The organism is Lysinibacillus antri (genome assembly GCF_003977595.1).
GTDB classification, from domain to species: domain Bacteria; phylum Bacillota; class Bacilli; order Bacillales_A; family Planococcaceae; genus Ureibacillus; species Ureibacillus antri.
On record NZ_RYYR01000004.1, the window covers coordinates 48,759 to 74,863 of the forward strand.

The 26,105-nt window shown below is 37.2% G+C and carries 21 protein-coding genes and 1 other RNA gene; 20 read left to right on the forward strand and 2 right to left on the reverse strand.

Features of this window, described 5'->3' with window-relative positions:
- Window positions 1-8: 8 nt before the first annotated feature.
- Window positions 9-668, forward strand: a complete 660-nt coding sequence (gene nth, locus EK386_RS04035; protein ID WP_126657745.1) for an endonuclease III — start codon at window positions 9-11, stop codon at window positions 666-668.
- On the forward strand, window positions 665-1,018 hold the full coding sequence (locus EK386_RS04040) for a YpoC family protein (protein WP_126657746.1): 354 nt from the start codon (window positions 665-667) through the stop codon (window positions 1,016-1,018). The genes nth and EK386_RS04040 overlap by 4 nt, the downstream gene beginning before the upstream one ends.
- A 95-nt stretch (window positions 1,019-1,113) precedes the next feature.
- Here EK386_RS04040 and EK386_RS04045 read toward each other — a convergent pair whose 3' ends face one another.
- Window positions 1,114-3,756: a penicillin-binding protein 1A gene (locus tag EK386_RS04045; protein ID WP_179965997.1), complete on the reverse strand. Its 2,643-nt coding sequence runs from the start codon at window positions 3,754-3,756 to the stop codon at window positions 1,114-1,116.
- A gap of 26 nt (window positions 3,757-3,782) precedes the next feature.
- Window positions 3,783-4,412 carry a Holliday junction resolvase RecU gene (recU, locus tag EK386_RS04050; protein ID WP_126657747.1) on the reverse strand — a complete coding sequence of 210 codons (630 nt, stop codon included), beginning with the start codon at window positions 4,410-4,412 and terminating at the stop codon, window positions 3,783-3,785.
- Window positions 4,413-4,565: 153 nt separating this feature from the next.
- On the opposite strand from recU, the gene EK386_RS04055 reads away from it, so the two are divergent.
- The 18 genes from EK386_RS04055 (at window position 4,566) to fabG (ending at window position 26,101) form a co-directional block, all read left to right on the forward strand.
- Window positions 4,566-4,751, forward strand: coding sequence for a hypothetical protein (locus EK386_RS04055; RefSeq protein ID WP_126657748.1), 186 nt, complete (start codon window positions 4,566-4,568; stop codon window positions 4,749-4,751).
- A 62-nt stretch (window positions 4,752-4,813) separates the two neighbouring features.
- Entirely contained in the window at window positions 4,814-5,179 is a 366-nt protein-coding gene (locus tag EK386_RS04060) for a YppE family protein (RefSeq protein WP_126657749.1), read from the forward strand.
- On the forward strand, window positions 5,172-7,448 hold the full coding sequence (locus EK386_RS04065) for a DEAD/DEAH box helicase (RefSeq protein ID WP_126657750.1): 2,277 nt from the start codon (window positions 5,172-5,174) through the stop codon (window positions 7,446-7,448). The genes EK386_RS04060 and EK386_RS04065 overlap by 8 nt, the downstream gene beginning before the upstream one ends.
- A 4-nt stretch (window positions 7,449-7,452) precedes the next feature.
- Complete coding sequence (locus EK386_RS04070) at window positions 7,453-8,703, forward strand: ribonuclease H-like domain-containing protein (protein WP_126657751.1); 1,251 nt, start codon at window positions 7,453-7,455, stop codon at window positions 8,701-8,703.
- Between the two features lie 188 nt (window positions 8,704-8,891).
- Window positions 8,892-9,188, forward strand: a complete 297-nt coding sequence (gene gpsB / locus EK386_RS04075) for a cell division regulator GpsB (protein ID WP_126657752.1) — start codon at window positions 8,892-8,894, stop codon at window positions 9,186-9,188.
- 57 nt (window positions 9,189-9,245) lie between these two features.
- Window positions 9,246-9,630, forward strand: an RNA gene (gene rnpB, locus EK386_RS04080) — RNase P RNA component class B.
- Window positions 9,631-9,947: 317 nt separating this feature from the next.
- Complete coding sequence (locus EK386_RS04085; RefSeq protein WP_126657753.1) at window positions 9,948-11,699, forward strand: putative bifunctional diguanylate cyclase/phosphodiesterase; 1,752 nt, start codon at window positions 9,948-9,950, stop codon at window positions 11,697-11,699.
- Window positions 11,699-12,838 (forward strand): THUMP domain-containing class I SAM-dependent RNA methyltransferase, encoded by a 1,140-nt coding sequence (locus EK386_RS04090; RefSeq protein WP_126657754.1) that lies wholly within the window; start codon window positions 11,699-11,701, stop codon window positions 12,836-12,838. Before EK386_RS04085 ends, EK386_RS04090 begins: the two co-directional genes overlap by 1 nt.
- 94 nt (window positions 12,839-12,932) lie before the next feature.
- The gene (locus EK386_RS04095) at window positions 12,933-14,834 is read left to right on the forward strand and encodes an ATP-dependent DNA helicase (RefSeq protein ID WP_126657755.1); all 1,902 of its coding nucleotides are present in this window, start codon (window positions 12,933-12,935) and stop codon (window positions 14,832-14,834) included.
- A gap of 93 nt (window positions 14,835-14,927) precedes the next feature.
- Complete coding sequence (locus EK386_RS04100) at window positions 14,928-18,110, forward strand: AfsR/SARP family transcriptional regulator (protein ID WP_126657756.1); 3,183 nt, start codon at window positions 14,928-14,930, stop codon at window positions 18,108-18,110.
- A gap of 589 nt (window positions 18,111-18,699) precedes the next feature.
- On the forward strand, window positions 18,700-19,953 hold the full coding sequence (locus EK386_RS04105) for a substrate-binding domain-containing protein (RefSeq protein ID WP_126657757.1): 1,254 nt from the start codon (window positions 18,700-18,702) through the stop codon (window positions 19,951-19,953).
- A gap of 100 nt (window positions 19,954-20,053) precedes the next feature.
- Window positions 20,054-20,830, forward strand: coding sequence for an ABC transporter ATP-binding protein (locus EK386_RS04110; RefSeq protein WP_126657879.1), 777 nt, complete (start codon window positions 20,054-20,056; stop codon window positions 20,828-20,830).
- Window positions 20,805-21,512, forward strand: coding sequence for an ABC transporter ATP-binding protein (locus tag EK386_RS04115; RefSeq protein ID WP_126657758.1), 708 nt, complete (start codon window positions 20,805-20,807; stop codon window positions 21,510-21,512). Before EK386_RS04110 ends, EK386_RS04115 begins: the two co-directional genes overlap by 26 nt.
- Window positions 21,513-21,523: 11 nt before the next feature.
- Window positions 21,524-22,396, forward strand: coding sequence for a branched-chain amino acid ABC transporter permease (locus EK386_RS04120; RefSeq protein WP_126657759.1), 873 nt, complete (start codon window positions 21,524-21,526; stop codon window positions 22,394-22,396).
- Complete coding sequence (locus EK386_RS04125) at window positions 22,393-23,421, forward strand: branched-chain amino acid ABC transporter permease (protein ID WP_126657760.1); 1,029 nt, start codon at window positions 22,393-22,395, stop codon at window positions 23,419-23,421. The genes EK386_RS04120 and EK386_RS04125 overlap by 4 nt, the downstream gene beginning before the upstream one ends.
- Window positions 23,418-24,434 carry a 3-oxoacyl-ACP synthase gene (locus EK386_RS04130; RefSeq protein ID WP_126657761.1) on the forward strand — a complete coding sequence of 339 codons (1,017 nt, stop codon included), beginning with the start codon at window positions 23,418-23,420 and terminating at the stop codon, window positions 24,432-24,434. Before EK386_RS04125 ends, EK386_RS04130 begins: the two co-directional genes overlap by 4 nt.
- A 4-nt stretch (window positions 24,435-24,438) precedes the next feature.
- Window positions 24,439-25,332 carry an intracellular short-chain-length polyhydroxyalkanoate depolymerase gene (gene phaZ / locus EK386_RS04135; RefSeq protein WP_126657762.1) on the forward strand — a complete coding sequence of 298 codons (894 nt, stop codon included), beginning with the start codon at window positions 24,439-24,441 and terminating at the stop codon, window positions 25,330-25,332.
- Window positions 25,333-25,360: 28 nt separating this feature from the next.
- The gene (gene fabG, locus EK386_RS04140) at window positions 25,361-26,101 is read left to right on the forward strand and encodes a 3-oxoacyl-ACP reductase FabG (RefSeq protein ID WP_126657763.1); all 741 of its coding nucleotides are present in this window, start codon (window positions 25,361-25,363) and stop codon (window positions 26,099-26,101) included.
- The last annotated feature ends 4 nt before the right edge of the window (window positions 26,102-26,105 follow it).

Genomic DNA, 26,105 nt, shown 5'->3' on the forward strand with positions numbered 1-26,105 from the left:
GTGCAGTCGTGCTAACAAAGAAACAATGGGAACATTGCTTAGATGAAATGGAGAGAATGTTTCCAGAAGCGCATTGTGAGCTCGTACACGATAACCCATTCGAGTTAACAATTGCAACATTGCTATCCGCACAATGTACGGATGTATTAGTAAATAAAGTAACAAAAAGCCTATTTGAAAAATACAAAACACCAGAAGATTATTTAGCCGTATCATTGGAAGAGTTACAAAATGACATTCGTTCTATCGGTCTTTATCGAAATAAAGCGAAAAATATACAAGCTTTATGTGAAAAGTTACTATGTGAGTTTAATGGAGAAATTCCGCAAACACGAGAACAACTTGTTACTTTGCCAGGGGTAGGGCGAAAAACGGCTAACGTAGTTTTATCGGTCGCATTCGACATCCCAGCGCTTGCAGTGGATACCCATGTTGAACGTGTAACAAAACGGCTTGGCTTATGTCGTCTAAAAGATACAGTTCTTGAGGTAGAAGAAACGATTATGAAGAAAACCCCAATGGAAAAATGGTCAAAAACCCATCATCAACTTATTTTCTTTGGCAGGTACCATTGTAAAGCTCAAAATCCGCAATGTGGTTCTTGTCCACTCCTTGATGATTGTCGGGAAGGGCAAAAGCGCCTGAAAAAAGGGTTGGTGAAACAATGATCCACGTAAACACGAATGCAATTGATAAGGATAAAACTGACCCGTATTTTGAACAATGGGAAAAGCTAAGTCAATTAATTTTCGAAGCCCATGATGAACGAAGCGGTGAAGCCAAATCTCTAATGGAACAAGGGATTTCGTTATTTGAACAATGTGTCATTTTTTGCTCAGAGGCTGATGGAATGGTCATGAACGAAAAAGAACAGTATGAAGTTTTACCGATTAATGGAATGGAGCGGTTTCAGTTCATTAAAGCGAGACCAGCTCAATATGCTTGTTATCGGCAATTAGACGAGTTATTTAAAGAGATGAGAAAACGTCTTGCTCGCCTCCGAATTAAATCAAAATGAAAAGGGATAATTAACGAGTAGCGAAACTTGTTAATTATCCCTTTATTTATGGAACTAGTCGAGGCTGTTTTTGGACAGCCCCGTTCTTTCGTATTTTACTGATTTTCAGTCGTAGGATTTGTTGGTTGGGTTGGTGGAACGACTTCGCCATTTTCTCCAGGTCCAAACCATTCTTCTAAATCGTTATTGTTGCCATCTCCATTGCTGTTGTTTCCGTTATTGCCATTCCCGTTATTCCCGTTGCCATTTCCATTATTACCATTGTTATTCCCGTTACCATTGCCGTTGTTTCCGTTATTGTCTTCATAAAATTCATCTTCCGGCCACTCGACTTCAGGATCGGAAACTGCATTATCAATATAAATGGATACAGTTGCTGGCTGACTACGTACATCATCGGATACGGCCACAACAGAGAATGTATAATTTCGGCCGGCTTCAATATTTGATAATGTCGCCTGCGTGTTACTTGTCGTTGTAATGACAACAGGGGATTCATTATCGACAGTCATCGATACTTCAAAAGTAATGTTTGAGTTTGTATCCTCATCTTCTTCATCGATTTCTGGTGGTGTAAATTCCCAAGTTAAATCGACTAGTCCACCCACTCCGTAATTTGCTTGTAAGTTAAACGGTGCAGGTAATTCTTTTTGTTCAAATTCGTCTGAGACTTCGACTGGTTCTGTTCCTTTTACAAACAATTCCGTTTGTCGACGTTCAGAAGGGGTAAATTCACTAGCTAATTTTAATGGGATTGAACCCACTTCAATTGTTGCTTCTACCACCGTACTTGGTTTTGTGAATCTTGGTGTTTCAATGTCTGCTGAAATTTGAGACATAATGGATTTAAACAGTGTTTGTGGTAATCGGCGCTCATCCCATGTTGTAATAGGCTCTTTATGATCACGATAGCCACTCCAAATGGCGATGGAGTAATTTGTCGAATACCCCGCAAACCAAGAATCAGGTACAGCCGTACTTGGTAAATTGTAATCTGCAAAATCCTTTGCATCGTAGTTTGTTGTTCCTGTTTTACCTGCAATGTCTAAATTTGGAACATTTGCAGCCGTACCAGATGCGTTTCGTTTATTACTAACAACATCACGTAATATATCGGTTACCATATAGGCAGTATAGTCATTCATTGCGACTACAGGCTCATTTTTGTAAGTTTTTTTCGACCCATCACGGTAAACAACTTCTTTAATTGCAGTAGGTTCATTATACACACCATTATTACCAAATGCGGCATAGGAAGCAGCCATCTGGATCGGTGTCATGCTAACATTCCCTCCACCAATTGCATCGGATTCATAGACATTTTCTACTTCTAACCCTAGTTTTGCAATAAATTGTTTTGCTTTATCTGTCCCTACTTCTTGTAAGGCTTTTACAGCCGGAACGTTACGAGAGGTATATAATGCTTCTCGCACTGTCATCGCACCTAAATATTTATTATCCCAGTTTGAGATGACTTTATCTGATTTTGTGTAAGTCATTCGTTCGTCTACAATTGTTTGACCAGTTGACCATTTTAAATTTTCGATTGCAGGACCGTAATCTAATAAAGGCTTGATTGTAGATCCAGGTGCACGCGTTTTAAGGTCATAGGCAAAATTATATCCACGATCAGAACCATAACTTCGCCCTCCACCAATTGCGCGAATTTGCCCAGTCTTTGTATCAATTACCGATACGCCGGATTGGATTGTTTCAGTAGGGAAGTTTGCGCCATTATTCATAATAGTCTCTACTACGGATTGAGCGTTTGGATCTAATGTCGTATATACTTTAATTCCTTCAGCGAGTGATTCTCCATCACCATTTGCTTCAATTTCACTTAAAACGACATCTAAAAATGCATCATATTTAGTACCTGATACCGATTGACGTTCTTCTTCTGGAAGTAAGCGACTTGTCACATCAATTTCTTTTGCTGCTGCAGCTTCTTGTTCTGTAATTTTGTCATGTAGAACCATTAAATCTAGCACTAAATCACGACGTTGCTGTGCACGTTCAGGATTTCGGAATGGATTATAGTTATTTGGACTTTGTGGCATACCCGCTAATAAAGCCATTTCATCTAACTCTAATTCATTAAGTTCTTTTCCGTAAAAGTGTTTAGCAGCTGTACCGAATCCATAAATTCTGCCGGACATAAGAATTTTATTGAAATACATTTCAAAAATTTCTTCTTTTTCATATTGGCGCTCTAGTTGAATTGCTAACCAAGCTTCTTGGGCTTTACGCTTTAATTTTTTATCGAAGCTTAAAAATGAGTTTTTAACTACTTGTTGTGTAATTGTACTACCACCTTGCGAACCAAAGCCATCACGGAAGTTTGCTAGTACTGCACCCGCTGTACGTCGAATATCAACACCAAAATGGTTAAAGAATCGAACATCTTCTGTTGCTAAGATTGCATCGACCATTTCAGGGGGGATATCTTCATATTCCACATACTTTCGATCGATTTTACCAATGGTTGCAAATAGTTCACCGTTCATATCGTAAAATTCCGATGATATCGGGTCTTTTAATAATTCTTCGTCTAATTCTGGGGCAGAGCTTGCATAAACAGCAAATAATCCTAAGCCACCTAAAAAGCCAACTACACCAATTAACACAGCAATAATGCCTATTCTTTTAACCCACTGCTTCAATGGTTTTTTTGTTGCTTTTTTTTGTTGTTCACGCTGGCGTTTCAATTCTTCGCGTGTACGTCGTTTTTCGGTCAAGTTAATCTCCTCGCTTTAACAAACTATCATTCTTCGTTCACTATTAAATTCGTCATGACGGATAAATAGTCGATTTTTGGATTATATCCAGGCTTAATTTCAAAAGTTTTTGTTTCGAACACATTTAAAGGAATGGATTTACGACCACCATTTTCCATAGTTGTCCATGCTTCGTAAAGAATGTTGAAGGGGACGACAAAATAACGGTCTAATGATGAAAATCGTACAATTGTAAACGCAATTCCTTTTTGATTTGTCACTTGCTGCATGTGGGTCACTTGGTGTTGGTGTACATTTTTTAATGGGAATGAAGTTCGATTCTCCGTTTCTTTTGCTTCAAAGTCAATGTAATAGCCATTCCATACACCATTATAGTCGGTAGTTGATGGTGTGCGGAAGTATGCTTCACGAATAACGGCGGCGCTTCGTGATGGATACTCTACTTTAACGATTTGTACGGGAACAGGTTTCTTATGAATAATGGCAATTTGTTGATTTAAGTAATATATATTGGTGTCGTTAATTTCATCTTCAAGAGTTTTTCCTCGATTACTAAATGAAATGTCTTTTTCTTTTTTTATTATTCTTTTCTTTTTTTCTGTCATTTCATTCGAATTGGACTTAAATTGCTTGCCATTCGGATAACGGATGACCATTAAATCACCTCTTGTAATTGATGAATATTAAATTAATCTTATCATAGAAAAAGCGCGAAAATTTTGTTGTTTTATCGTCCTTTGTCTAGTTTTGGCAGGTGTAAAGGAGTTTCGAAATTTAAGCTGAAATATACAGTCAAAGGAGGAATGACAATGGATAGAATTCAAATGCTCATTTCGCAAATTGACTGTGTTGATAAAATGATGACAGCTAAAATTGAAAATGAACGCGCCTCAATGCAAGACCAATTTTTCTCTCAATTAGGGACTACTTATCAAAAAATAAGCTTAGCAGAAAAGCAATTCTATGTAAAGAATGGGTGTTCCCCTAAACACTAGTGTTACGCTGTTGTTTTTGGTAAACTAAAAACAACAAAATGATTGATTACGAGGTACTTTATATGCAACTTATTATATTGACGAAACAACTGCTTCATGAATGTGATGCGTCACTGGATCGCTTTTATAAACAAAGAGAACTTGACGCATCGCCTGATTTTTATAATGAAGTGAAGCCACATGCAGATGAGGTTCAAACTTTGCTTATGGATTGGAAAGAGCAGTCCTTGTGGTGGATGAATGAAATGAAACCGAAATATATTCACCCTGTACAAATTGACAATGTGGTGGATGCGATGAACCAATTTGTCGTACAGTCCTTCTATAAAGAGACAAGTAAAAAGAGATTTACACAATCCATTCAATCTGTTCATTATACATTATCGTTCTTTTTACGACATTTAGAGGAGGGTGATGAACATGTTTAGTAAAAAACGCACAATTGATGAATTATTAAACGAATGGATGTACGATGAAGAACTTAAGCAAAATATCATCCATTGGCAAACGTTAGATGCGAAACCAGCACGATTTGCGACACTACCTGATCAACTTCACCCATCCATCGTAAAGGCATTACAAGCTCGAGGAATCGAACAACTTTATACGCACCAACGACAAGCTTTTGATTATGCATCAACTGGTCGATCCTTTACTGCAGTTACTCCTACCGCCTCTGGTAAATCACTTTGTTATCATTTACCTGTCCTACAAAAAATTTTAGAAGACAAATCTAGCCGTGCCATTTACTTATTTCCTACAAAAGCATTAGCACAAGATCAAAAAACCGATTTAAATGATTTAATCGAATTAATGGGAGAAGAAATATTAAGTTATACGTACGATGGCGATACGGCACCAGCCATAAGACAAAAAGTTCGAAAAGCAGGTCATATTATTATGACAAATCCAGATATGTTACATTCTGGTATTTTGCCACACCATACGAAATGGGTTTCACTATTTGAAAACTTAAAATATATTGTCATAGATGAATTACATACATATAAAGGCGTATTTGGAAGCCATGTTGCGCATGTACTTCGGAGATTGAAAAGAATTTGTGCATTTTATGGAAGTGATCCTATTTTCATTTGCACTTCTGCAACCATTAAAAATCCTAAAGAACTAGCTGAAAAGTTGACGAATACAACACACGAATTAATTTCAGATTCAGGGGCTCCTGTAGGGAAAAAAACATTTTTATTTTATAATCCACCCATTGTACATCCGACTTTTGGTGTTAGAAGAAGTAGTATTTTAGAAGTACGAGACTTAGCTACGAGACTCTATGAAGCTGGTATTCAATCGATTGTTTTTGCGAAATCTCGTGTCAGAGTTGAAATGCTCGTGACCTACTTAAAAAGTTTAACGAAAAATAAAATTCAGGATGACTCTATTCAAGGGTATCGAGGTGGGTATTTGCCAACCGAACGACGTGCAATCGAAAAGGGATTACGGAACGGTCAAATTCAAATAGTGGTCAGTACGAATGCCCTAGAGCTTGGGGTGGATATAGGCCAATTGCAAGCGTGTATTATGACAGGGTATCCAGGGAATATCGCAAGTGCATGGCAGCAAGCAGGGCGCGCGGGAAGACGTCAAGATTCCTCCTTAATTATTTATGTTGCCAATTCAACGGCTTTGGATCAATATGTCGTGAACCATCCACAATATTTACTCGGCAGTACACCAGAAGAGGCATTAATTAATCCGGAAAACATTTTAATTCTAATGGATCATTTAAAATGTGCGGCATTTGAATTACCATTTTCAATGACCGATAGTTATGGAGAATTCGATATCCAGCAATTACTTGAGTTTTTACAAGAAGAAGGTGTCGTCATTAAGACAAGCTCCCAGTGGTATTGGATGAGTGATCGATTCCCTGCCCATGAAATTAGCTTAAGATCTGCTTCCCAAGAAAATGTTGTCATCATTGACCAATCCATCCCTGCTGGAACAAAAGTAATTGGTGAGATGGATACATATAGTGCGATGACGTTATTACACGAAGAAGCAATCTACTTACATCAAGGAACACAATTCCAAGTGGAGAAGTTGGATTGGGAAGAAAAGAAAGCCTATGTGCGAGAAGTGGATGTCGATTATTTTACAGATGCCAACTTGGCTGTTGAATTAAAAGTGTTAAACGAAGATAAAAAAGCAGAGTATAAAGCAGCAAGTGTTAGCTATGGAGATATTAGTTTGCTAGCGATCCCGACCATTTTTAAAAAAATTAAATTCCAAAGTCATGAAAATATTGGCTCGGGCAAAATTCATATTCCACCATTAGAAATGCATACAAATGCAACGTGGACAAGTTTCGAATTACCAGAAAATTGGTCTGAAGAAATGTTAACGAGCGCTTTAACGGGAGCTGCGTATGCAATTAGTTCCTTTATTCCGCTTTATATACAATGTGATCGAAGTGATTTATCGGTCGTTCCGCAAGTAAAAGCCGTTCATAATAATAAACCAACACTATTTATATACGATAGTTATCCAGGTGGAATTGGTTTAAGTGAAAGAGTTTACGATCTGTTAGTGCCGATTTTAGAGAAGACGATCCAGCATGTAAACAACTGTCCTTGTCAAACAGGTTGTCCATCTTGTATTGGTGCTCAAGATAGTTTGAGTGAAAGCAAACATAAAGTAATAAAAGTATTATCCATTCTATTGAGTGAAATGATGTGATTGTATGTCGTATGAAAATAAAATGATGCAACTAAAGCAAATGCTCGGAAAAACAGTGGATAAACAGAGCGAAAAACCAATGTTCAAAAAACCGGACAAACCCGAGTATCTTCATCGATGGGAAAAGGCTGGATTAGCAATCGTCGAAAATGATTTTGGTGTGCTATTCAAAAGGGAAGTAGAATACCCGATGGATTATGTTCATGGCGATTTTCCATTAAGTATGTTCTTTGACGCTTTAACAAAATGGCAAGGGACAAACATTGAACATCCATATTCAATCGGTTATGATGAACAAGTTGTTTTCTTCGATACAGAAACAACAGGATTAAAAGGTGTGGGAACAAATATTTTTTTAATTGGCTTACTTGAAGCGCAATCGGATGCATTTGTATTAACCCAATATGTTTTAGCGGATCCAGCCAATGAAGCTGCATTTTTATTTGAATCGAAGTTTTGGCAACAGAAAAAAACGGTTATTACGTATAATGGAAAAAGTTTTGATTGGCCACAATTAGAAACAAGGTGGACTTTAAACCAGCATCTATTGCCAAAATTAAAAACCCATCGACAAATTGACTTATTACATAGTTCAAAACGAATATGGAAAAATAATTTGGAAAGAATGAAGTTAACACAGGTTGAAGAAGAAAAGCTAGGATTTAAACGGTCCGGGGATATTCCAGGTTTTTTGGCCCCAATCATTTATACAGATGCAGTGAAAAGTGGCAATCCAGAAAGTTTAATGAAAGTACTCTTTCATAATGAATGGGACTTATTGTCGCTCATATCGTTATATATTCATTCTACAAATTTATTACTTGAAGGCAAAACAGATGAAGCTGCGACTACGTATACGAATATTGGGAAATGGTTTGGGGATTTAAAACATACTCAACAAAGTGACAATGTACTACTAAATGTAACGAAAAGTTTTAATGATGAAGAAGCAGGGTTAGCTTACTATTACTTAGCTATAAATCAAAAACGTAATAAACAGTTTGAGCATGCGGCTAATTCCTTTGAAAAAGCGATACCGCATATCAATAATCGAGAAAAACTAAAAGCGTTTGAACAATTGGCGATCATTTATGAACATTATGATTGCCAATATGATAAAGCATTAGCCTACACAATGGAAGGTATTGAATACATTTCTACAAGTCATTTCTTTAAAAAAGAGCAACAACAAAAGAAAATAGCAGAATGGACTAAACGTTTAAAGCGAATTGAATCGAAACTACAAAGGAAATAATTTATTATTTAGAAAATTATAAAAATAATTTCCCGGGCAAGCGCACGTTTTGACATTTTTCAACTTATTCATCCATGACGATTCATATGAAAGTAGAACAGAAAGAATATTAATTTCTTCTAATCCCTTTTATAATAGTCATATGATATAATTACTTTATGTACCTATTGCATGGAAGGGCGATGTGAATGGAAATAAAATTTACTTCAAAGATTATTTTAGAAAAAGAATTCAAAAAGTCGATGAAGGGCTATAATGTCGACCAAGTAGATCAATTTTTAGATCAAGTTATGGAAGATTATGACGCATTCGAAAAAGTTGTCGAGGAATTGCGTGCTGAAAATAAACGACTTAAAGAAGAGCTAGAAAATTCATCTACTAGAAGACCCCAAGTACAACAGGCAACAAGCAATACAAATTTTGATATTTTAAAACGTCTTTCTAACCTAGAAAAAGAAGTGTTTGGAAGTAAATTATTCGAATAACAATAATAGGTTGTTGTTTTTATAATTAAACTTTAGTATAATATTCATTGTCATAGTCAATTCAAGTAATCGCTGCAACTCTTGAAGTTGTAGAGGAAAGTCCATGCTCACACGGCTCTGAGATGACCGTAGTGTTCGTGCTTACTGAAAAAATAAGGTAAGGCAAGGTACAAGCCTTGACGGCGGAGAAGTTGACCTAAGTCCTTGTGATATGGTTAACACTTCCTGAAAGTGCCACAGTGACGGAGCTTCATCGGAAACGGTGAAGGTGGAACGAGGTAAACCCCGCGAGTGAGAAACCCAAATTATGGTAGGGGCACTCTCCTGAAGGAAATGAACGGATGGAGGGACGTTGAAACTTCAACGTAGATAGATGATTACTACCCATTTCGTACGAGGCTTAGGCCGTTTGAGTACTTGGGAACAAAACATGGCTTACGAATTTCTATGATATAACTTTTGTAAGATGGATATAGATAACCTTTGTCCAAAACGAATTAAAACATACTCCAGTTGGGAAGTATGTTTATACATAATAGCGTATGCTCAATCTGATAGGCTCTCCATCAATTTGGAGAGCCTTTCTTTTAGCAAAGAAGAAAATATAAAAACTTTTTAGAACAGTGTAGCTGCAGATGCTAGTCTCAACATCACACAACAATCGTTTACAAGGAAAAAACGATCCTAATTCGATTCGATCAGTTGTTTTAGAAATGGCACTAGCACCTTCCGCTTTTCTTGAATAATAGGAGAATTCAAATGAGGGAAGCATTTAATAATTTCAGTTTAAATAATTATAATGCAAATTTGACTTACCCTTATCAGGTAGCAACGAAAATATTTGATAACATATACGAAGGTGTTATGATCACAGACGAAAATAAAAAAATTATTATGGTAAATCCAGCCTTCGAAATTGTAACAGGATATAAACGGGATGAAGTTGTGGGCAAAAGTCCAAATATTTTGCAATCTGGTGTCCACGATCGTTCATTTTACCTTGATATGTGGGAAAGTATTCGTAGTAAAGGTACGTGGCAAGGCGAAATTTGGAATCGCCGCAAAACGGGTGAAACATATCCAGAATGGTTAACGATTATTGAAATAAAAGATGATCAGGATAAAATCATCAACTACTGCGGAATTTTTACAGATTTATCTGAAAGAAAAAATGTAGAAAATGAACTGAAAAAACGGGCACTTACCGACTCGTTAACAGAAGTGAATAATCGCTTTGCTTATCTCGAAAAGATGAATACCCTATTAGAATCTTCATCAAAGACTTCAGACGCTGTTCAACATGCAGTATTTTTCTTAGATTTAGACCGATTTAAACAAGTGAACGATACATTAGGTCATTCCATAGGGGACTTATTGTTAGTGGAGATTGCAAAGCGGATTAAACGATTGTTAACATCGAAAGATATCGTTGCGAGGTATGGCGGCGACGAATTTGTCATCACACTTACAAATATTCATCATCCTAGAGAAGCGGCAAAATTTGCGGAGAAAGTTATTCGTGAGGTTGAGAAACCCGTTATCATTGAACATCAAGAATTATTCGTCTCAACGAGTATAGGAATTAGTATTTATCCACATGATGGAAATACGACAGAGGAATTATTAAATCGTGCAGATAAGGCGATGTACTTTTCAAAAGAAAACGGACGTAATGGGTTTTCATTTTATTTTGAAGAGTTAAATATAGATAATGAACGAGTCATTACTCTGGATACAGAAATTCGAAAAGCCATTGAAAATCGTGATTTCACATTATACTACCAGCCAAAAGTAAATATTGAGCAAAATAAAATTGTTGGCTTAGAAGCACTTGTTCGGTGGAAAAATGATAAACTAGGGTTTGTATCCCCAGGTGAATTTATTCCGTATGCTGAAGAATCGGGGCTTATTATTCCAATCAGTGAAATCATTCTCGAAAAAGCATGTGAAGATTTGGTACTACTTCGAGCAGTAGGGTACTCCAAGTTAACAATTGCCATTAATATTTCAAGCATTCATTTCCAACAAACAAACTTTTTAGAATCCATTCAAAAAATATTAGAAAAAGAAAATACATCTGCTCAAAACTTTGAAATCGAAGTAACTGAAAGAACTGTCATGAACAGTGATGAGGAAACGATCCGAAAACTAGTTCGCTTAAAACAACTTGGTTTTAAATTAGCGATTGATGATTTTGGTACAGGCTATTCATCGTTAAGCTATTTAGTGCGTTTTCCACTGGATTATTTAAAGATTGATAGTAGTTTTATTCAGCATATTGTTACTTTAGATGATAAACAAGCAGTTGTGGATGCCATTATACAAATGGCTCACCGATTAAATATGGAAGTTATTGCAGAAGGTGTTGAAAGTGTGCAACAGCTAAATCTTCTGCGAAAAATGGGCTGTGATTATATACAAGGATATTACTATAGTAGACCTGTCCCTATGGATGAGTTAATTGAGTTTTTACAACTATGGGAATATGAACATCAAGGAGAAATTGAATAATGTCAAAATACCAACTAGTAGCAACGAGCGCAATGGGTCTAGAGGCAATCGTTGCACAAGAAGTTCAAGATTTAGGATATGAAACAAGAGTCGAAAATGGGAAAGTATATTTTGAAGGCGATGAAACGGCGATTGCTCGTTGTAATTTATGGTTACGTGTAGCAGATCGTGTGAAAATTGTAGTTGCACAATTCCCTGTTCATACGTTTGATCAGCTGTTCGAAAGTACGAAAGCGATTGAGTGGGAAAAATATTTACCCGTAGATGCAAATTTTCCTGTATCAGGAAAGTCTGTAAAGTCTAAACTATTTAGTGTGCCAGATTGTCAAGCTATCGTAAAAAAAGCCATTGTCGAAAAAATGAAATTACACTATAAACGTCTAGGCTTTTTAGATGAATCCGGTGCAACTTATAAAATTGAAGTTTCCATATTAAAAGATGTGGCTACATTAACAATCGATACGTCCGGTGCAGGCTTACATAAACGTGGCTATCGTCAATCACAGGGAGATGCCCCATTAAAAGAAACACTTGCTGCAGCATTAGTTAAAATTTCAAAATGGAGCCCAACAAGACCATTTGTAGATGTATTCTGTGGGTCTGGAACAATTCCGCTTGAAGCTGCGATGATTGGGCAAAATATTGCGCCTGGCTATAACCGTGAGTTTATTTCAGAAGATTGGACATGGATGAAAGCAAAGATTTGGGAAGACGCACGAAATGAAGCAGACGATCTTGCGAAGTATGATGAGCCATTAGAAATTATAGGCTCAGATATTGACCATCGTATGGTGTCAATTGCACAAGAAAATGCACTTGAAGCAGGCTTTGCGGATCTAATTACATTTAAGCAAATGCAAGCAACCGATTTTACAACGAAGTTTACGGATGGTGTCATTATTTCAAATCCACCATACGGAGAACGTATTGGGGAAAAAGAAGAAATTGAAAAAGTGATTCGTGAAATTGGCAAAATTATGAAAAACTATCCAACCTGGTCCGTGTATATGCTTTCTTCTATGGAAAATTTTGAAGAGTTATACGGCAAGAAAGCGACAAAAAAACGAAAACTATTTAACGGTTTTATTCGTACAGACCTTTATCAATATTGGGGTCAAAAATCAAATCGTGATAATTAATGATAAAATATAATAATATTATTTAACGGAAGGAGGATCACTCCTTCCGTTTCAATGTCTATTCGATAGACAGCTAAATGAGGGAGAAATCAATATGAGACAGTCATTACCGTTTGAATTATCAAGAGAAAAAAGCTTTTTCGACTCATTAGGAGATTGGATGGGCGATGTTTTATACGATGAATTACCTGAAAAAGGGTTTGAATGTCGTGATGAACAAATTTTCATGGCCTATCAAATTGAACAAGCATTAAAAGAAAAAAATGTGCTATTTGCAGAAGCAGGAGTTGGGACAGGGAAGACCATTGCTTACCTATTACCTGCTATTTCCTATGCTCGTTATACAGGTAAACCCGCTTTAATTGCATGCGCGGATGAAACATTAATTGACCAGCTCGTAAAAGAGGGCGGAGATATTTATAAACTGACGGAACATCTAGGTTTAACGATCGATGTACGGTTAGCAAAATCTCGTAATCAATATTTATGTTTAAAACGCTTTGAAGAATCAGAAAAAGTTGTAACCGATGAATGGATTGATGATGTGGCGATGTCCATTCCAGATGGGGTCTATGCACAAGGTTCCATGATTTCTGTAAGTCCATTTGGTGCAAGAAGTGATTACCCAACTGTTAGCGATGAAGATTGGCAAAAAGTAAATTACAATGCGATTATGCAATGTTCTGTTTGTGATATGCGAAATCGTTGTGGTCAAACGTTGCATCGTGCGCATTACCGAAAATCTTCGGACTTAATTATTTGCTCACAAGACTTTTTAATGGAACATTTAGCAACAAAAGAGTCGCGTGAACGAGAAGGGCAACTACCACTTTTACCAGAAGTGTCGATGATTGTTCTAGATGAAGGGCATTTATTAGAATATGCCGCACAAAAAGCGATGACGGTAAAAGTGCAAAGTCATACAATTGTAAATTTATTAGAGCGTTTGATGGTAGATGGCGTACGAGAAAAAACATTATACGCAATGGAAAGATTACAAGACGACCATGAGCTATTTTTTGACCAATTACGTGATGACGTCGTGCCTTCTGAAGAGGATCGTAAAAAAATTAATAAATCCGCAAGACTATTATCCATTGGAAAACAATTAATAAAAGATGTGGATGTATTATTAGAGGAATTCGTTTTTGAATCTGAATTATATATGATTCCGGAATATGAATTGAATATGGCGGAAGAATTTTTAGAGCAATATGTTGCGGCGATTCGGATCTTTACTGCGCAAGGTGATGCAGTGGATTGGCTAGAAGAAACGGATGGCGAAGAAACATTAGTCATTATGCCAAGATTAATTACCGATGTATTAGAAGAGAAGTTATTCTCGAAAAAAACACCGATTATTTTTTCATCTGCTACGTTATCGGTGAAAAAAGACTTTTCTTATATTGCGTACAGTTTAGGCATTAAAAAATATCAATCCTTTAGTGTGCCATCTCCATTTGATTATGATGAAGTAATGAAAGTATATTTACATGAATTACAACAAGGAGAAAAGGTAGCAAAGGTAGAACAATTATTAAAGGACAACCAAAAAACATTAATTTTATTTAAATCGAAACAAGCGATGTTAACCTTTAAATCAAAATTGTCAATGATGACTCGTCTAACAGTTGCTTTCGAAGGAGATCGAGAACTATCAGCCATCGTTCGAGATTTCCAAGATGGTACGGTCAAAACGCTATGCTCGTATCATTTATGGGAAGGATTAGATTTGCCGGAAGAAGCATTAACAAGAGTGATTATCTTTGATTTACCTTTCCCACCACATGATCCATTATTTGACGCGAAACGTGCATTTTCTGAAAATCCATTTGAAGAGGTAGAGTTACCATTTATGCAACTCCGCCTTCAACAAGGTATCGGAAGACTCATTCGTACTTCTAATGACTATGGTGATATTCATATATTCTTAAATGAAGATGAAAAAGATATGAAAAAAGAGTTTGTTTCGATTTTACCGGTAGAACCTCAGTAAATAGATAATGCGCCTACTTCATAATAGTAGACGCATTTTTTCTTAAGTCTACATTCAATTTTTCGAATATTTTGTGAGTTGGGAGGTTATGTTATGCAAAATGTATTGTTGTCAAAACTTATTCCACCAGACCCCTCCATGTACTATATGCGCAGAAGCAAATTGTTAAAAAAGCTTTCAAAAAGTACAAGCGCAAAGTTAACCATTGTTCATAGTGGAGCTGGTTTTGGAAAGACTTCTGCACTTTCACAATTAATGGCCGATCAAAGGCTCCCTTACTCATGGTATCAAGTGACGGAAGAAGACGATGATGTGTTACCTTTTTTAAGGCATTTATTTTATAGTATTCAGCGAGTTTATCCTCAATTTGGTGAATCGATTATCGGTTGGGACAGCTTTTCCATGTTCCCTAAAATCGACGAATTAAATAAACTATATCTGTATTTTGTCAATGAATTTTGCAAAGTGAAAGAACCGATGTATGTCATTATTGATGATTTTCATTTAGTTCATCATGTTTTTCAAATCAATTATATTTTGAATAAAATTATGGAGTTTTTGCCATCCCATATTCATTTTATCGTTGCCACTCGCAGTTATCCGAATTGGAATTGCTTATTAAATCTTAAAATGAATGGAAGCTTAGTAGAATGTAAAGAAGAGGAATTTACTTTTTCTAATGAGGAAATCCAAATTTTATTTGAGGATTATTTTGGTCGTCAACTTTCGGAAGAGGAAACAGACAAAATTCATCAAGTGACAGAAGGCTGGGCCATTGCGATTCTTTTACTCGCCATGCAATCCAATGATTCTACTTTATCAATTGATGAGATTACAAGTTTATCGCTACAAGACTTTTTTTCCTATTTATCAGAAGAAGTGTTTGAAAATTTAAGTGAAATCCAACAAGAGACGCTATTGAAATGTAGTATTTTTCAAACCTTTTCTAATGAGGTAGTAAAGGAATTTTACGATGAAGATTTTACACATCATTTAAACGAACTTGTTCAGAACAAAGTATTTATTCAACCTTTAATAGGTTTTCAACAATTTCGCTTTCACGCTTTATTTCATCAATTTTTAGAAATGAAATTACGAGAAAGAAGTAAAGAGTACTATGAACTTCATCGAAAAGCCGCGCAATATTTCGCAATGAAAAATGAACCAATCAATGCGTTGTATCATGCGTTTAAATCATTAGATGAAACGATGATTTGTGAGTTGTTCGTTCAATTTGCTAGTTACTTTATAGAAGCGGGACAATACGATTACTTTTTAGAGAGACTAAAAGAATTATCAGAGCAGACGAAAGAACGTTATTATCCTTTATATTTTTATGAAGGAGAGTGTCAAAGATTCAGAGCGCAATATGAAAAGGCAAAAAAGGCATATGAAAAATGTTTAGCACTTGCGACGAATGAGCAGGATTTATTTTTTGTATTAAAAGCAAATACAGGGATTGCTCATATTTATTTAGATACCATCCAGCCTGGACTGGCGGAATCCTATTTATATGAAGCATTAAAACTATCGGACTCTGTACAATTAAAACAGGACGATTTATATTTGCTTCAACATCAATATGCTGAAAATCTAGTAAATCTTGGACGAGCAAAAGAGGCGGAAAACTTAGTCCAAACAAAAAAACTTCCCCCGTCTATATTGAGTCAAGGAAACTTAGATGTACGCATCATGTTACGACAGGGGAAGTTATTTGAAGCGAAACGATTAATCAATTCAAAGCAAGGAAAAGAACAATTAACGACGGATGCTCATCGCGAATCCGATGTTCTACACGCACTTATTTTAACGATGATGGGTGACAATGAAGAAGCGTTGAACTGTTCGACGATGAGTATAAAAAATAGTGAAATGGATCATGCGCAATATGTAGAGGCGGTTGCTTATCTTAGAAAAGGGCATGCACTGATGTTGTTAGATCCTTTCAATTTACATGAAGCGGAAAAGTGTTATGTAAAAACAAATGCATTAATGGATGAGATTCATATTACGAGGGCAAAGGCAGAATCCTATATGGGTTTAGCAATGGTAAAGTCCAAACAAGGAATGAATCATGAAGCGCTCTCTTATACAAAATTAGGACTATATGAAACTGAACGTGTACAAGATCATTGGGTATCTGCCTTATTGTTGACAGCTTTGACAACTATATATATTGAAAATAACAACCTAGAGAAAGCAAAACAAAGTGCACTAAAAGCACAAAAACTTTTTCTCTTAAGTCCAGATGTCTATGGAGAAATGGTAACGAATTTTTGGCTCGCTTACATTGCATTTCGTCAAACTACGCAGGATGACTTCGTGAATCAATTCCAAAAATTTCTCATGGCGTGCAGTGAGTACAATTACTATTTTTTTCTCACAAAACGAACGTTATTTGGACCAGAAAATTCTTTAATGGTGCTGCAAATGCTCAATTATTATATGGAGTATTGTGAAGCGGATGCGCACTATATTAGTCAATTATTACAGTATAAAAAAGGGGATCCGATTCCTAAACATTACTTTACATTGCACCTGTTTGGGCCATTTACGATGTTCCGGAATGGTGTAGAAGTAATTGATAAGGAATGGAAACGGGAAAAAGCGAAGGAATTGTTTTTATATTTGTATATGAATCGTCACCGTTTTGTTGCCAAAGAAGAAATCATGCATGTACTTTGGCCAAATGGGGATGAACAGGCAATGAACAGAGATTTTAAAGTGGTCTATAATGCTTGTTTGAAAGTGTTAGAACCACAACGACAAGCTCGAGATGAAAGTGCCTATATTGTCCGAAAGCAATCGATGTATCAATTACATCAAAAGCTTGCGTTTACGAGTGACCAGGAGTATTTTGAGCGCTTTGCCAATATAGGATTAGAACAACGAGATTTGCATCTAGGACAAGATTGGTTAGTAAGAGCAGTTGCTTACTATAAAGGAGATTTACTCGAGGATTTACAGTCGTTTGAATGGCTGCAAAGTAAACGTGAAGATTTGCATCATTTGTTTATATTAGTGGTGGAGCGAATTGCGCAAAATTTTATGAGATTGAAAGATTTTCAAAAGGTAATTCAGTGGGCGGAAAAATTAGTTCGCCTGGATAATACGTGGGAGGAAGGCTATCGCTTACTCATGCTTGCTTACTATCATCTAGAAAACAGACCGCAAGCAATTAAATGGTATGAAAAATGCGTGGAAGTGTTAGAGGAAGAGTTAAATATTGAGCCAATGGAAACGACGGTGCAGGTGTTTGAGATGATTGTAAGGTGATGAATTATGTACGAGTTTTAAGCTAATGAAGATCAAAATTATTGCGGAGATTGGCTGAAGAGGTGTTCATAAGGGTGATGAAGACCGAATCTGCTAGAAAAGTTGGTTAAAGAGGTCTTCATAAAATTTGTTTTTTTACGCCTGTCGCAAGCTTTCGGCGCAGGGAAAAGGAGAGATCTCATCCCTAAGAGATATCTCCGGTGTGTGCTCCTGCGCTTGCAAGCAATGCTCGTCGCGAAAAAGGAAGTGTCTCAAGAATGCGAGACACTTCCAAAGAAAATGTGCTCCTGCGCTGCAAGCATGCTCGTCGCAGAAAAAATAGGTATCTCAACCCATCGAGATACCATGCCTGTGTGCTCCTGCGCTTGATAAATCAATGCTCGTCGCAAATAAAAGGAAGTGTCTCAAGAATGCGAGACACTTCCAAAGAAAATGTGCTCCTGCGCTTGCAAGCAATGCTCGTCGCAAAAAAAGGATGTGTCTATCATATGAGACACATCCTTTTTTTGTAACTACTTTGTAACCTAAGTAAGTTATCTTGTATTTAAAGCATTTGTAAGCGCTTAAATTTGGGTAAGGGGGTAATCGAATGAAGAGGTTTTGGTCATTATTTTTCATCATGGGATTAGTACTCTTAATTATGGCAGCTTGTAGTAATGATGATTCGGGGACGAAAGATGCTGGTGAGGAGACGGTGACAACTGGTGGGGAGGCAACAGAGGAACCGACAGAATCAGGCGGTACGGTGAAAGTGGGAGTTCTTGCATCGTTAACGGGTGCGCTGGAGTCTTATGGGAAGCAAACGCAAAAGGGCTTTGAACTTGGGTTAGAGTATGCAACAGATGGCACGATGGAAGTTGCCGGTAAGAAGATTGAAGTAATTTGGGAAGATACGGAAACAAAGCCAGAAGTAGCGGTTCAGAAAGCTACGAAACTATTAGAAGATGACGCTGTTGATTTCCTAGTTGGATCATCAAGTTCTGGTGATACGCTCGCCGTATTACCGCTTGCGGAAGAGTACGAGAAAATTATGATTGTTGAACCAGCCGTAGCAGATAGTATTACTGGTTCGGAATTTAACCCATATATTTTCCGTACAGCACGTAACTCTTCACAGGATGCATATGCAGCAGCTGCAGCCATTGCAGGGGATGGTGTGAAGATTGCAACTTTTGCACCGGACTATTCTTTTGGTTGGGATGGCGTTGCGGCATTTAAAACTGCGGCACAAGAGCTAGGGGCTGAAATTGTTGTAGAAGAGTATGCAGATCCAGCAGCTACGGACTTCACATCGAATTTACAAAAAATCATTGAAGCAAAACCAGATTATTTATTTGTTGTGTGGGCTGGAGCAAACTCACCGTGGAATCAAATTGCTGATATGAAACTTCAAGATAAAGGGATCAAAATTTCAACGGGTGCTCCGGATATCGTAGCACTACAAATGATGGGACCTCTAGTTGGAATGGAAGGGTTCTCGGTTTATTATCACACACTACCAAACAATCCAGTGAATGATTGGTTAGTAGAAGAACATAAAAAACGTTTCAACGGGGAAGTGCCAGATTTATTCACGCCAGGTGGATTCTCTGCGGCCGTTGCGATTGTAGAGGCTTTAGAAAAATCAGGTGGAGATGCAGATGGGAATACATTAATTCCGCTGATGGAAGGTATGTCCTTTGAAACACCAAAAGGCACGATGACTTTCCGTGAAGAAGACCACCAAGCATTACAAACAATGTATTCAATTCGCTTAGAAACAGTAGAAGGCGTGGATTATCCAGTTCCTGTGTTAATTCGCGAACTAACACCAGATGAAACAGAACCACCAATTATGAATTAAAAATTTTAGAGAGCAGATCAAGTTACTTGGTCTGTTTCTCTTAAAATCTTTTATGATAAAAGATTTTAAGAGGGACAGAATGGCAAAAGGAGGTAATCATTTGGAGCCGATCATACGTACTGAAAATTTATCTATTCAATTTGGAGGCCATAAAGCAGTAGACCGTGTGAACTTTGTAATGCCAGAGAAGCATTTCAAGTCGATCATTGGTCCGAATGGTGCAGGAAAAACAACTTTCTTCAATTTAATTAGCGGCGAGTTAAAACCAACTGAAGGAGATGTCTTCTTTAAAGGAGAATCCCTTGCAAAATATTCTTCTATTGAAAGAACTCGAAAAGGACTAGGTAGGTCTTTTCAAATCACTAATGTATTTCCGAATTTAACGGTACTAGAAAATGTTCGTCTTGCAGTGCAATCAAAGGAAAAGATCCGTTTCCATTTCCTTAGACATTTTTCTCATTATAAAAATATTACAGAAAAAGCCGTAGACATTTTAGACCAAGTATTACTTTCCAATAAAATTCATGCCATTGCGAGTCAGTTATCCCATGGCGAAAAAAGGAAACTTGAGATTGCGATGTTGCTAGCTTTAGATACTGAAGTTTTATTACTCGACGAACCAACTGCAGGCATGTCTTTAGAAGAAGTACCAGCCATTTTAGAAGTCATACGTTCCATTAAAGATCAAGGAAATAAAACGATCTTACTCATTGAACACAAAATGGATATGATCTTAGACTTATCAGATTCCATCATGGTGTTATTCAATGGGAAGTTACTTGCAGATGGAACGCCTTCAGAAATTATGGATAATGCTACTGTTCAAAACGCTTATTTAGGAGGACTTTATGATGGAGAACTTGTTGAAACTTCATAACATTCATACCCATATCGGTCAATTCCACATTTTACAGGGGATTGAATTCGAAGCAAAAGAAGGCGAGGTTTCCGTACTTCTAGGTCGAAATGGTGCTGGAAAAACAACTACGTTAAAAACGATTATGGGTTTAACGCCAGCTTCCAATGGTTCTGTGACGTATTTAGAGAGGGAGATTACAAAAAAGCCGACCTACGACATTGCAAATTTAGGGATTGGTTACGTTCCAGAAGATCAAGGAATATTTGGTCAATTAACGGTGGAAGAAAATTTAAAGGTTGCCATTAGAAAAGAAACACCAGAAGTGATGGAAAAGCAGGAGTATGTGTTAACTCTTTTTCCAGATTTAAAAAAGTTTTGGAAAAAAGCAGGCGGAAATTTATCGGGTGGGCAAAAACAGATGCTTGCGATGGCAAGAGCATTTGTGAATGATTGTAAACTGATTTTGATTGATGAGCCGTCTAAAGGGTTGGCACCGATTGTGATTGAGAAAGTAATGGAAGCGATTTTAGAAATGAAAAAACAAACAACCATTGTCCTCGTAGAACAAAACTTCATGATGGCGAGTCGAATTGGGGATACGTACACCCTTATTGATGATGGGCGAACGGTTCATGCTGGTGCAATGAGCGATTTAATTCAAAATGATGAATTGAAACAAAAATATTTAGGAATTGGCTAAGGAGGGAGTGTATGGATCTAATCATTAGTCTCGTCATCAATGGGTTAGCAACAGGGATGTTAATTTTTTTGCTCGCAGCGGGGTTAACGTTAATTTTTGGTCTAATGGATGTACTTAATTTTGCCCATGGTGGTCTATTTGTTTGGGGGGCTTATACAGGCGTCTTCACCTATGCATTTACGGAAAGTTTTCTAATCGGTATAGTAGTGGCACTTCTAACTGGCGTCATTTTAGGCTTTATTATGGAAAAGTTAATTATTACGCCTGTGTATGGTAATCATGTGCAACAAATATTAATTACATTAGGGTTTATGCTCGTGTTGCAAGAAATGATTAAAGTAGCATTTGGTCCGAATGCTATCCCTGTAACGGTACCTAGTTTACTAGCCGGTAGTTGGGAAGTAGGGGAAGTCATCATTATCAAATATCGAATCTTTATCATCGTTGTTGGATTTATTATTTTCGGTATTTTCCATTATATATTAACGCGTACGAAAATTGGCTTAATTGTTCGTGCTGGTGTAATGAATAAAGAAATGGTGCAAGCGTTAGGCATTAATATAAAAAGGGTATTCTTATTTGTTTTTATGACAGGTGCCGCACTTGCTTCTTTAGGTGGAATGCTAATGGCTCCTTACTCGGGATCGATTTATGCAGAAATGGGGATGGAATTTGCTATCTTAGGATTCATCGTTGTTGTCATTGGAGGGATGGGGAGCTTCTCCGGATCATTACTAGCGGCCATTTTAGTAGGTTTAGCTGGTAGTTTTATGGCTTACTATGTTCCATATTTATCACTTGCTGTCAATATGATCTTAATGGCAATCGTCTTAATTTTCCGTCCACAAGGGTTATTTTCAATGATTAGGAGGGAAAGTACATGAATCAACCAGCGTTGTTATCCAAGCAAAATATTATTTTTGTCCTACTTCTAGTTGCTCTAGTCGCTTTCCCGTTTGTTGCGGATTCCCGTACACTAACCATTTTACTAACGCAAATTTTTATTTTTGGCATTCTAGCAATGAGTTATGATATTTTACTAGGCTATACAGGGATTGTTTCATTTGGTCATGCGATGTTCTTTGGAGTAGGTGCATACTCGACGGCCATTATGCTAAAAGAAATAGATCCAACCATCACAGTATTTATTTCATCAATTGCCATTGGAATGATTCTCTCAGGCATTATTAGCTTTTTTGTCGGCCTACTAACACTTCGATTGAAAAGTCACTTTTTTGCCATGCTAACCCTCGCGATCTCTGGCTTATTGTTAGTGGTTGCGGAAAAGTGGCGCACTGTTACGAAAGGAAATGATGGGTTTACATTTCGAGCACCTGAAGTTTTTAAAGATCGAATTGTCTTTTACTTTTGTGTATTGGCATGTCTAGTCATTGTCTTTTTACTTTTACGCCGATTCGTTAATTCTCCTCTTGGACGGGTGTTGATCGCGGTTCGAGAAAATGAACAACGAACGAGATCGCTAGGATTTAAAACATTGCATTATAAAGTTATTTCATCCATTGTAGCGGGTGTCATTGCAAGTTTAGCCGGATCGCTTTATGCCGTGTCCTTACGCTTTGTGAATACAAGCATGATGACGATGGATATCACCCTGGATGCATTACTAATGACGATTATAGGTGGCGTTGGTACGTTAATTGGTCCTTTAGTTGGTTCAGTAGTAATTGAATTTGCTCAACATTATTTATCAGGACTTGCAAGAGATTTCCCAATTTTCGAACGGTGGATCATCTTCTTTGGCATCATTTACATTTTAGCGGTCGTTTTCTTCCCAAAAGGAATTGTCGGGTCGATTATGGCGAAATTCTCAAAATGGAAACAACAACATACTATCGAAAGCGTAGTCAGTAAAGGTCCTTTACCAGAGGAGAAGGAGCGGTCGGAATGAATGTGGGAATTACAGGATTAGGCGTCTATTTACCAAAAAAAAGAATGACCGGTGAAGAAATTGCTCGTATAGCGAATATACCGGTGAATATTGTGAAAACGAAAATGGGTATTGATGAAAAGACGATTGCAGGAAACGACGAACATACGGTACAAATGGCGATTTGGGCAGCTAAAGAAGCTATACAGCATGCAAAGATTAACCCAAAAGCGATTGATGTCATTATTTATTTTGGGGAAGAACATAAAGAATACCCGATTTGGACAGCAGCAATTAAAATCCAAGAAGAAATTGGAGCTACCAATGCATGGGCATTTGATATTCAACTAAGATGTGGAACGGCTATTTTGGCGATGAAATTAGCAAAAAGCTTAATGCACTCCGATGAAAACATTCAAACGGTGTTACTTGCAGGTGGCTACCGAAACCACGATTTAATTGATTATGAAAATCCGAGAACTCGCTTTATGTTTAACTTAGGTGCGGGTGGCGGTGCACTGGTAGTAGAACGAGATGCTTCAGAAAATATTGTTTATGAATCGGACATTATTACAGATGGTTCCTTTTCAGAAGATGTTATTGTCCCGGTAGGTGGAACAAAACAACCGTTAACGCCTTTCCTGTTAGAGCAAGGGTTATTCCGGTTAGATGTGACAGACCCAGAAGGCATGAAACAAAGACTTGAGCAAAAATCTCTCGATAATTTTATTAAAGTTATTCGAAACTCTTTAATGAAGAGTGGATTTACTGAATCACAGTTATCGTATTTAGCGATGCTGCATATGAAAAAATCGGCCCATGACTACGTATTAAAGGTGTTCGATTTACAAGATGAGAATTCTATCTATTTATCAAACTACGGTCATATTGGTCAAATCGATCAAATTCTTTCTTTAAAATTAGCATTAGAAGAAGGGAAAATTAAAGACGGTGATGTAGTTACATTAGTTAGTGCCGGTATTGGTTACGCATGGGGGGCCGTTACGGTTCAATGGGGAAAACAAAGGGGTTGAAAAAATGAGTGAGCTTTTGAAGTTTGTAGAGCTACCAAATGGAGAAACACTTTCTTACCGTGAACGACTTGGTGGAGATCAACTATGTCTGTTTATTCATGGCAATATGACCTCCTCAAAACATTGGGATGTATTAATGGAAGTGTTTGATGAGCGATTTACGATAATCGCACCGGATTTACGTGGATTTGGTCAATCTTCATACCATCATCGTGTGTCGCACATGAGAGATTTTAGTGATGATGTAAAAAGTTTTGTGGATTGTTTAGGATTAAAAGATTTTAGTTTAGTAGGTTGGTCGACAGGTGGCGCAGTGGCGATGCAATTTTGCGTCGATTATCCTGAGTATTGTAACAAGCTCATTCTCCTTGCATCGGCTTCTACGCGCGGCTACCCATTTTATAAAACAAATGACGATGGATCGCCAAACTTTTCAACACGCTTTACAACAATTGAAGAAATTGAAAACGATCATGGCAAAACGGTACCAATGCAAGCTCTATACGATAAGAAAAATCGAGAAGGGTTAAAAGCCATTTGGAATGCAGCGATTTATACCCATAACAAGCCCAATCAAAAAAAATATGAAGAATACGTTGATGATATGTTAACGCAACGGAATTTAGCGGATGTGTACCATGTATTAAATACATTTAACATTAGCCATGTCGACAATGAAGCTTCAAAAGGTAATGGGGAAATCGATCGAATTCAAATACCTACGCTTATTTTGTATGGGGAACGAGATTATGTAGTGCCTGTTCATATGACGAATGAGCTAATAGAGGATTTTGGTACAAAAGCGAGCGCAGTAAAATTAAACAATTGCGGGCATTCACCATTAATGGATGACTTAGATCAATTACAACAAACAATAGAAAACTTTTTAATAGATTAGATGGCAAAACTTACGTGAGGTGACGATTGTGAGATTAAAAGATAAAGTAGCCGTTATTACAGGGGCTGCCAATGGAATTGGAAAGGCAGCGGCAGAGGTTTTTTTACAGCAGGGAGCGAAAGTAGCGATTGTAGACTTTGATTTGGAAGCAGGGAAACAATTCGAAACCTCGCTTTTAGAACAAGGCTATGATGTGTTATTTATTCAAGTCAATGTAGCAGATCCATCCAGTGTAAAATTGATGGTAGAGCAAGTTATAGATAAATATAACAAGATTGATATTTTAATAAATAATGCGGGCATTACACGAGATGCAATGCTTGTCAAAATGAAGGAAGAAGATTTTAACCAAGTGTTAGACGTGAACTTAAAAGGAGTATTTCATTGTACACAAGCCGTCGTTCCACATATGATTGCGCAAGGTTATGGCAAAATTATTAATACATCCTCTGTAAGCGGGGTTTATGGTAACGTTGGGCAAACAAATTATGCGGCGACAAAAGCGGCCGTAGTAGGAATGACAAAAACATGGGCGAAGGAATTTGGGAGAAAAGGCATTAATGTGAATGCGGTTGCACCGGGCTTTACAAAAACAAGTATGGTCGAAAAAATGCCAGAAAAGGTTTTAAATCAAATGGAATCGATTGTTTCATTACAACGTCTAGGGAACCCGACTGATATTGCAAATGCATATTTGTTTTTAGCATCCGATGAGTCCAGCTATATTACGGGTCATGTTTTACATGTTGATGGGGGAATCATGATGTGACGAA

What these genes read in the sequence shown, in the direction of transcription:
- EK386_RS04040 (WP_126657746.1), top strand. Translation starts at nt 665, where the DNA reads ATGATCCACGTAAACACGAATGCAATTGATAAGGATAAAACTGACCCG.
- recU (WP_126657747.1), bottom strand. Translation starts at nt 4,412, where the DNA reads ATGGTCATCCGTTATCCGAATGGCAAGCAATTTAAGTCCAATTCGAAT.
- EK386_RS04055 (WP_126657748.1), top strand. Translation starts at nt 4,566, where the DNA reads ATGGATAGAATTCAAATGCTCATTTCGCAAATTGACTGTGTTGATAAA.
- EK386_RS04060 (WP_126657749.1), top strand. Translation starts at nt 4,814, where the DNA reads ATGCAACTTATTATATTGACGAAACAACTGCTTCATGAATGTGATGCG.
- EK386_RS04065 (WP_126657750.1), top strand. Translation starts at nt 5,172, where the DNA reads ATGTTTAGTAAAAAACGCACAATTGATGAATTATTAAACGAATGGATG.
- EK386_RS04070 (WP_126657751.1), top strand. Translation starts at nt 7,453, where the DNA reads ATGTCGTATGAAAATAAAATGATGCAACTAAAGCAAATGCTCGGAAAA.
- gpsB (WP_126657752.1), top strand. Translation starts at nt 8,892, where the DNA reads ATGGAAATAAAATTTACTTCAAAGATTATTTTAGAAAAAGAATTCAAA.
- EK386_RS04085 (WP_126657753.1), top strand. Translation starts at nt 9,948, where the DNA reads ATGAGGGAAGCATTTAATAATTTCAGTTTAAATAATTATAATGCAAAT.
- EK386_RS04090 (WP_126657754.1), top strand. Translation starts at nt 11,699, where the DNA reads ATGTCAAAATACCAACTAGTAGCAACGAGCGCAATGGGTCTAGAGGCA.
- EK386_RS04095 (WP_126657755.1), top strand. Translation starts at nt 12,933, where the DNA reads ATGAGACAGTCATTACCGTTTGAATTATCAAGAGAAAAAAGCTTTTTC.
- EK386_RS04100 (WP_126657756.1), top strand. Translation starts at nt 14,928, where the DNA reads ATGCAAAATGTATTGTTGTCAAAACTTATTCCACCAGACCCCTCCATG.
- EK386_RS04105 (WP_126657757.1), top strand. Translation starts at nt 18,700, where the DNA reads ATGAAGAGGTTTTGGTCATTATTTTTCATCATGGGATTAGTACTCTTA.
- EK386_RS04115 (WP_126657758.1), top strand. Translation starts at nt 20,805, where the DNA reads ATGGAGAACTTGTTGAAACTTCATAACATTCATACCCATATCGGTCAA.
- EK386_RS04120 (WP_126657759.1), top strand. Translation starts at nt 21,524, where the DNA reads ATGGATCTAATCATTAGTCTCGTCATCAATGGGTTAGCAACAGGGATG.
- EK386_RS04125 (WP_126657760.1), top strand. Translation starts at nt 22,393, where the DNA reads ATGAATCAACCAGCGTTGTTATCCAAGCAAAATATTATTTTTGTCCTA.
- EK386_RS04130 (WP_126657761.1), top strand. Translation starts at nt 23,418, where the DNA reads ATGAATGTGGGAATTACAGGATTAGGCGTCTATTTACCAAAAAAAAGA.
- phaZ (WP_126657762.1), top strand. Translation starts at nt 24,439, where the DNA reads ATGAGTGAGCTTTTGAAGTTTGTAGAGCTACCAAATGGAGAAACACTT.